Source organism: Glycomyces salinus (assembly GCF_016428645.1).
GTDB lineage: Bacteria > Actinomycetota > Actinomycetes > Mycobacteriales > Micromonosporaceae > Glycomyces > Glycomyces salinus.
Map to the genome: position 1 here is coordinate 23,095 of NZ_JAELXW010000044.1, position 6,439 is coordinate 29,533.

Below are 6,439 nucleotides of genomic sequence, written 5' to 3' on the forward strand. Positions count from 1 at the left end.
GTGGTCTCGGTGCTGCGCAGAGCGACTTATATTGTCCCTCGTCCAGCGTGTGTGCGTAAGTCTGAGATCTGACAGATCGGTGCGCCGGCCGACACCACGTCGCCCACGGCGACCTCCAGCCCGGAGACGATCCCGGACTTGTGGGCCGCGATGGGCTGCTCCATCTTCATCGCCTCCAGGACCACGACCGTGTCGCCCTTGACGACGCTGCCGCCGTTCTCGACGGTCACCTTCACGATCGTGCCCTGCATCGGCGAGGGCAGCGAGTCGCCTCCGGCGGCCGGCCCCGAGTCGGCCTTCTTCTTCGCGCCGCGCTTGCGCGGCTTGCTCGACGCGGCCGGAGCCAGGAGCCCGGCCGGGATCGACACCTCCAGGCGCTTCCCGGCGACCTCGATCACCATGCTGGTGCGGTCCTCGGCGCCCTCGCCGGCCTCGGCGGCGGCGTCGAACGGCTCGAGCGTATTGTCCCACTCGGTCTCGATCCAGCGGGTGTGGACGGAGAAGTCCCCGACGAACGCCTCGTCCTCCAGCACCGCCCGGTGGAACGGCAGGACCGTGGCCATGCCCTCGACGGTCATCTCGGCCAGGGCCCGGCGGGACCGCTGCACGGCCTCCTCTCGGGTGGCGCCGGTGACGATGACCTTCGCCAGCAGCGAGTCGAAGTTCCCGTCGATGACGGTCCCGGCCTCGATGCCGGTGTCCACGCGCACACCCGGACCCGACGGCAGCTTCAGCTCGGTGACCGTGCCGGGGGAGGGCAGGAAGCCGCGCCCGGGGTCCTCGCCGTTGATGCGGAACTCGATCGAGTGGCCCCTGGGAGCCGGGTCGGCGGTGATGTCGAGCCGCTCCCCGGAGGCGATGCGGAACTGCTCGCGCACCAGGTCGATGCCGCTGGTCTCCTCCGAGACCGGGTGCTCGACCTGGAGGCGGGTGTTGACCTCCAGGAAGGAGATCGTGCCGTCGGTGCCCACCAGGAACTCGACGGTCCCGGCCCCGTGGTAGTCGGCCTCGACGCAGATGGCCTTGGCGGCGGCGTGGATGGTGGCGCGCTGCTCGTCGGACAGGAACGGCGCGGGCGCCTCCTCGACGAGCTTCTGGTGGCGGCGCTGGAGCGAGCAGTCGCGGGTGCCGACGACGACCACGTTCCCGTGCGTGTCGGCCAGGACCTGGGCCTCGACGTGGCGGGGCCGGTCGAGGTAGCGCTCGACGAAGCACTCGCCGCGCCCGAAGGACGCCTCGGCCTCCCTGACCGCCGACTCGAACAGGGCCGGGATCTGGTCGCGCTCGCGGGCGACCTTGAGGCCGCGGCCGCCGCCGCCGAAGGCGGCCTTGATCGCCACGGGCAGGCCGTGCTCGTCGGCGAAGGCCAGGATCTCCTCGGCGTCCTTCGCCGGCTCCTTGGTGCCGGGCACCAGCGGCACGTCGGCGCGCATGGCCAGGTGGCGGGCGGTGACCTTGTCGCCGAGGTCCCTGATGGACTGCGGGGTGGGCCCGATCCAGGTGATCCCGGCGTCGATGACGGCCTGGGCGAATTCGGCGTTCTCCGAGAGGAAGCCGTAGCCGGGGTGGACCGCGTCGGCCTCGCTGCGCTCGGCGATGCGGATCAGCTTGTCGATCCGCAGGTAGGTGTCGGCCGCGGTGGTGCCGTCGAGGGCGAACGCCTCGTCGGCCAGGAGGGTGTGGGGGGCGTCGCGATCGCCGTCGGCGTAGACGGCGACGGACTCGAAGCCGGCGTCCCGGCAGGCCCGGATGACTCTCACCGCTATCTCGCCGCGGTTGGCGATCAATACCTTGCGCACGTCCCGCAGTGTAGTTGCCCGGGCTCAGCGGTCGGACGGACGCGTTCGGAGACGGTCCGCCAGAACCGCCATAAACCGCCCAGGTTTTGGATGGTCTCTATAACAACGGTTGTGTATTTTTTACGGTGATTCATTTAACGGTCGTTCAGGTCCTATCGGTCGAAGACGGCCTGCCACAATGCCGACTCCTCGGCGAATCGCTCGCTGCGGATCGCCTCCCGCCAGTGCGCGGACTGCTCGCTGTCGGGCCCGGGTCCGAGCAGGAGGTCGCCGGACTCGATCCGCCGGGCGGTGTCCTCGCACCACTCGGCGTCGGAGTTCCACAGGTCGGTCTGTCGCTTGAGGAGCGCGCGCGCATGCGGCGGCAGAAAGGTCGCCTCCAGGCCCTCGGCGTAGTCCGGGGACGTCGCCGCCAGCAGCATCGTCACCGCCTCGATCCGCTCGTAGAGCACCTCGGCGCGCCGGCGGAGCAGCGCGATGTTCTCGGCCGGGGTGAGCACCGTCGCGAAGGACCAGGCGGTGTGGAAGGGGTCGTCGGCCTGGGCCACCTCCCAGAGCTTGCTGCGCAGCAGCTGCTGGAACTCGGCCTCGCCCTTGACGGTGATCCGGTACGTGGTGCGCGCGGGCCGGTCGTCGACCGACTCGGTGGCCGCCACCTCGATGAAGTCGTCGGCGGCCAGTTTCTTCAGCGCGTGGTAGATCGAGCCCGCGCCGATCTCGGCCACGCCCGGCATGCGCCACGAGTCGATCTCCCGCCGCACCAGGTAGCCGTGGACCGGGCCGAGCCATCGGACCAGGCCGAGGACGAGAAGTCGCGTGCTCCACATGCCGTCAATATTAAACCTTTGACTAATTGTCCGGAGAGGCATATACCTGTTTGCGGGCGTCGTGAGCCTTCGTTTATAGTCAAAGTTGAACAAGGAAACAGATCGGGTCGGGCCGCCCAGGCCGGGCCCGAGCGATGCCGCGGCCCGTGCCGCGGCGCGCGCCACCGGACCCGAACCGAGCCAATTCGAGGAACCATGCTCATAGAGACCAAGGGGCTGAAGAAGACCTTCAAGTCCCGCGGCAAGGAGGTAGAGGCCGTGCGCGGCGTCGACCTCGCCGTCAAAGAAGGGGAGATCTTCGGACTCCTCGGCCCCAACGGGGCCGGCAAGACCACCACGATGCGGATGCTGTCCACCCTCATCGAGCCTTCCGAGGGCCGCGCCGTCGTCTGCGGCAGCGACCTCGCCTCCGACCCGGCGGCCGTCCGCCGCGACATCGGATACGTCGGCCAGGAGGGCGGCACCTGGGGCGAGGTCACCGCCCGCGACGAGCTGATCATGCAGGGACGCCTCTACGGCGCCTCCAAGCGCGCCTCGGCCGCCCGCGCCGAGACCGTCCTGGAGTCCTTCCAGCTCACCGAGTTCGCCGACCGCAACGTCAAGACCTACTCCGGCGGCCAGAAGCGCCGGCTCGACATCGCCCTGGGCGTCATGCATGAGCCGAAGCTCCTGTTCCTCGACGAGCCCACCACCGGCCTCGACCCGCAGTCGCGTGCCCACATGTGGGACGAGGTCCGCGCGCTGCGCGAACGCGGCACCGCGGTGTTCCTGACCACCCACTACCTCGACGAGGCCGACGCCCTGTGCGACCGGATCGCCATCATCGACCACGGCGAGATCGTCGCCGAGGGCACGCCGCTGTCGCTCAAGAAGGAAGTGTCGGGCGACGTCGTCGCCGTCGGCGTGGGCGGCGGGGCCGACGAGGCGAAGAACCTCCTCGCCGCCAAGGACTTCGTCAACGAGATCGAGGCCGGCGAAGCCGACCCGGCCACCGGCGTCGCCGTCCTGCGGCTCTATGTCGAGGACGGCTCCGCGGCCATGCCCGAGCTGCTGCGCTCCCTCGACGGCGCCGGCATCGCCGCCGCGTCCATCGAGCTGCACCGGCCCAGCCTCGACGACGTGTTCCTGAAGCAGACCGGCCGCTCCCTGCGAGAGGAGGCCTAGCGGTGAAGTTCCTGCGAGACACCTGGCTCGTCTACTCCCGGGCCATGAAGCTCAACATCAAGCAGCCGGTCTGGCTGATCGTCATGCTCGTCCAGCCGCTGTACTTCCTCGTCTTCTTCGCCCCGCTGCTCAACAGCTTCGACGAGGTGCCCGGCGGCGCGATGCCCGGGTTCGAGAACGGCGCGATGGAGACCTTCGTGCCCGGCCTGATCATCATGATGGCCCTGTTCGGATCGACCTTCGTCGGCTTCGGCCTCATCGCCGAGCTGCGCCAGGGCGTCATCGAGCGGATGCGGGTGACCCCGGTCAGCCGCGTGGCGCTCCTGATCGGACGGACACTCTCGACGGTCACCACCACGATCGTCCAGGCCCTGATCCTCATCGTCCTGGCCTCCCCGATCGGCGGCTTGACGATCTACTGGCCCGGCGTGTTCCTCATGCTCGGCATCATCGTGCTCACCTCGTTCATGCTCGGTGCCCTGTCCTACGGCGTGGCCCTCGTGCTCAAGAGCGAGGACTCCCTGGCGCCGACCCTGAACACGCTCGTCCAGCCGGTCATGCTCCTGTCGGGCATCATGCTGCCGATGGCCATGGCCCCGAGCTGGCTCCAGAACGTGGCCGACTTCAACCCGTTCTACTACGCCGTCCAGGCCGCCCGCGAACTGTTCGCCGGCAACCTCGACAGCGACTTCGTCTGGCAGGCCGCGGCGATCCTCGGCGTCCTGGCGGTCCTCCTGGTCGCCTGGGCCAGCAGAAAATTCGCCCGCGCCGTCGCCTGACCCGAAGCAGGGAGACCGGGAACCCGTAGAGCACGGGCCGCGGTGCAGCCGCGGCCCGCCGGAACCTTCCGCGCGCCCGTGACGTCAAAGCCGCCGTGATCGACGAGAGGTCGATCGCGCCGATCCGCGCACCCGGATTCGGCCACCCTCAGCTTGAATGGAGTCACCCTTGCGAATCAAGATGACCGCAGTCCTCGGCACACTGGCACTGTTCGCGGCCGGATGCGCGGCCGCAGAGGATTCAGGAGCCGGCGACTCCGCCACGGAGGACTCGGGAGCCGGCGACTCCATCCCGCTCGATCCCGTCGAAGACCGCCCAACCTACACGACCGGGGTGACGACAGAGGAATTCTGCCCCACCGGCGAGGAGATCGAGGCACTGAGCTCGACACCGGAGAGCCCTCAGGTCCGGATCTGGTACAACGGCACTGTTTACCCCGAGGGCGGCGTCGACCCGGCACCCGAGAAACTGTACTGCGACTACTTCTACATGGCGGGCGACGCCCCCGAGGACCGGATCACCGACGATATCGCCACCCCCGTGATCGAACTGCGCATACTGGAAGAGCGCCCCGACCCCGAAGACGGCCCGGCCCCGGACCCCGCGGAGTTCCCCGAGTTCCCGGCGCACTTCACGGTCACCGGTTGGGACCACACGGCGACCGAGGAGGAGCCCGAGACCTGCCTCGAGGACGCCGACGACTACCGCTACGGCGACTGCGAGGACGGTGAAACGCTGCTGATGGAGATCTTCACCCTCACCGGCTACGACGCCAACCTCGAAGTGGAGCTCCAGGTCGAATACCGCTACGCCGGGGAGCCGGCCGCGCCCGGCACCGACCGGGCCGCCGAGATCGAGTCGCACTCCCGCCAGATCGCCGCAGAGCTCCTGCCCGTGCTCACCGACCGCGTGCCGACCACGGACAGCGGCAACAGCGATCAGTTATCGTTCGCTCACCATTCGGGAGTCCCGGCCCTCGGATACCCGATCGTCGCCCACGGGTGCCTCGGCTAAAGGGTCTCGACGCCCTCGGCGCCTCGGAGGGCCCCGCGGGTGTCCAGGACCGGGACCCCTCGGGGAGGACGTCGGCGACTCCGGCGCAGATCCCGCACTCGGCAGAAGAGACGGTCAGTCCCACCAGTTGAAGAGGATCGCTGCCAGTGTGTCGGGCTCCCAGTCCTGGTACTGGGACCGCGCGCTTTTGGTCAGCTCCGAGGTGTCGATCTCGGTGGACGGCAACGTGAGTTCGGCGTGGGTAAGTACTCGATATCCGACTTCGGCTAGGAAGTTCGACCAGGGCGGCGGGTCCCTGAACGTGGCAGCGCTATCGAATCCCATGTAGTCCGGTGCAGCATGGCAGAACCCCACCCAATCCAGGTGCAGCGGGCAGAGCAGGTCGTACCCCTCGGTGCGGCTCTTGAACCGAATCGCGTGGAAGCTGCGTGGGTAGTCGGACCGGTCCACATGGTCGACCCATATTCCGAACGGTCTCGCCGATCGGTGAACCCAAGCGACCAGCGTATCGAGATCGACCTCAGGGAACGGCTTCGAACGGGCATCCCAGAACCCGACAGCACGCTTCGGCAGTCGCACTCGCTCCTCCAGGGACTTGTGCCCCGCACTCGATTGGCACGGTGGGGCCGGAAGTGATCCTAGGCGAGGCTGTCGGATTTGGCGGCGGTGATGAGGGCGGTCCAGGTGGCGGCGGAGACGAGGAGGTGCGGGAAGTCGCCGTCGGTGGGGAGCTTGGAGTCCCGGATCGCGAAGGCCGGGGAGTCGGTATCCCCAACGGGAGCCGCCTCGACGCAGGCACCGTTGCTCATGCTACGGCTGGACTTCCTCCAGGGGGCGTCGTGGACGCAGGCCACT

The 6,439-nt window shown here is 68.7% G+C and carries 7 protein-coding genes; 3 read left to right on the forward strand and 4 right to left on the reverse strand.

Going from position 1 to position 6,439, the window contains the following annotated elements; genetic code table 11:
* Positions 1-26: 26 nt before the first annotated feature.
* Both JFB92_RS13990 and JFB92_RS13995 read right to left on the reverse strand, forming a co-directional pair.
* Positions 27-1,799: an acetyl/propionyl/methylcrotonyl-CoA carboxylase subunit alpha gene (locus tag JFB92_RS13990; protein WP_199039733.1), complete on the reverse strand. Its 1,773-nt coding sequence runs from the start codon at positions 1,797-1,799 to the stop codon at positions 27-29.
* 152 nt (positions 1,800-1,951) lie between these two features.
* A complete protein-coding gene (locus tag JFB92_RS13995) occupies positions 1,952-2,626 on the reverse strand; it encodes a PadR family transcriptional regulator (protein ID WP_199039736.1) in 675 nt (224 codons plus the stop codon).
* Positions 2,627-2,821: 195 nt separating this feature from the next.
* Between JFB92_RS13995 and JFB92_RS14000 the strand changes: the two genes are divergently transcribed.
* The 3 genes from JFB92_RS14000 to JFB92_RS14010 all read left to right on the forward strand — a co-directional run bounded on the left by JFB92_RS14000 (position 2,822) and on the right by JFB92_RS14010 (position 5,584).
* Positions 2,822-3,790, forward strand: a complete 969-nt coding sequence (locus JFB92_RS14000) for an ATP-binding cassette domain-containing protein (RefSeq protein ID WP_199039739.1) — start codon at positions 2,822-2,824, stop codon at positions 3,788-3,790.
* 2 nt (positions 3,791-3,792) lie between these two features.
* Positions 3,793-4,569 carry an ABC transporter permease gene (locus JFB92_RS14005; RefSeq protein ID WP_199039743.1) on the forward strand — a complete coding sequence of 259 codons (777 nt, stop codon included), beginning with the start codon at positions 3,793-3,795 and terminating at the stop codon, positions 4,567-4,569.
* A gap of 169 nt (positions 4,570-4,738) precedes the next feature.
* Positions 4,739-5,584 (forward strand): hypothetical protein, encoded by an 846-nt coding sequence (locus JFB92_RS14010; protein WP_199039746.1) that lies wholly within the window; start codon positions 4,739-4,741, stop codon positions 5,582-5,584.
* Between the two features lie 114 nt (positions 5,585-5,698).
* On the opposite strand, the gene JFB92_RS14015 is transcribed toward JFB92_RS14010, so the two are convergent.
* Positions 5,699-6,163, reverse strand: coding sequence for a hypothetical protein (locus tag JFB92_RS14015; RefSeq protein WP_199039749.1), 465 nt, complete (start codon positions 6,161-6,163; stop codon positions 5,699-5,701).
* A gap of 59 nt (positions 6,164-6,222) precedes the next feature.
* Positions 6,223-6,439, reverse strand: a 217-nt coding sequence (locus tag JFB92_RS14020; RefSeq protein ID WP_233163194.1) for a DUF397 domain-containing protein, incomplete at its 5' end; no start/stop codon positions are given.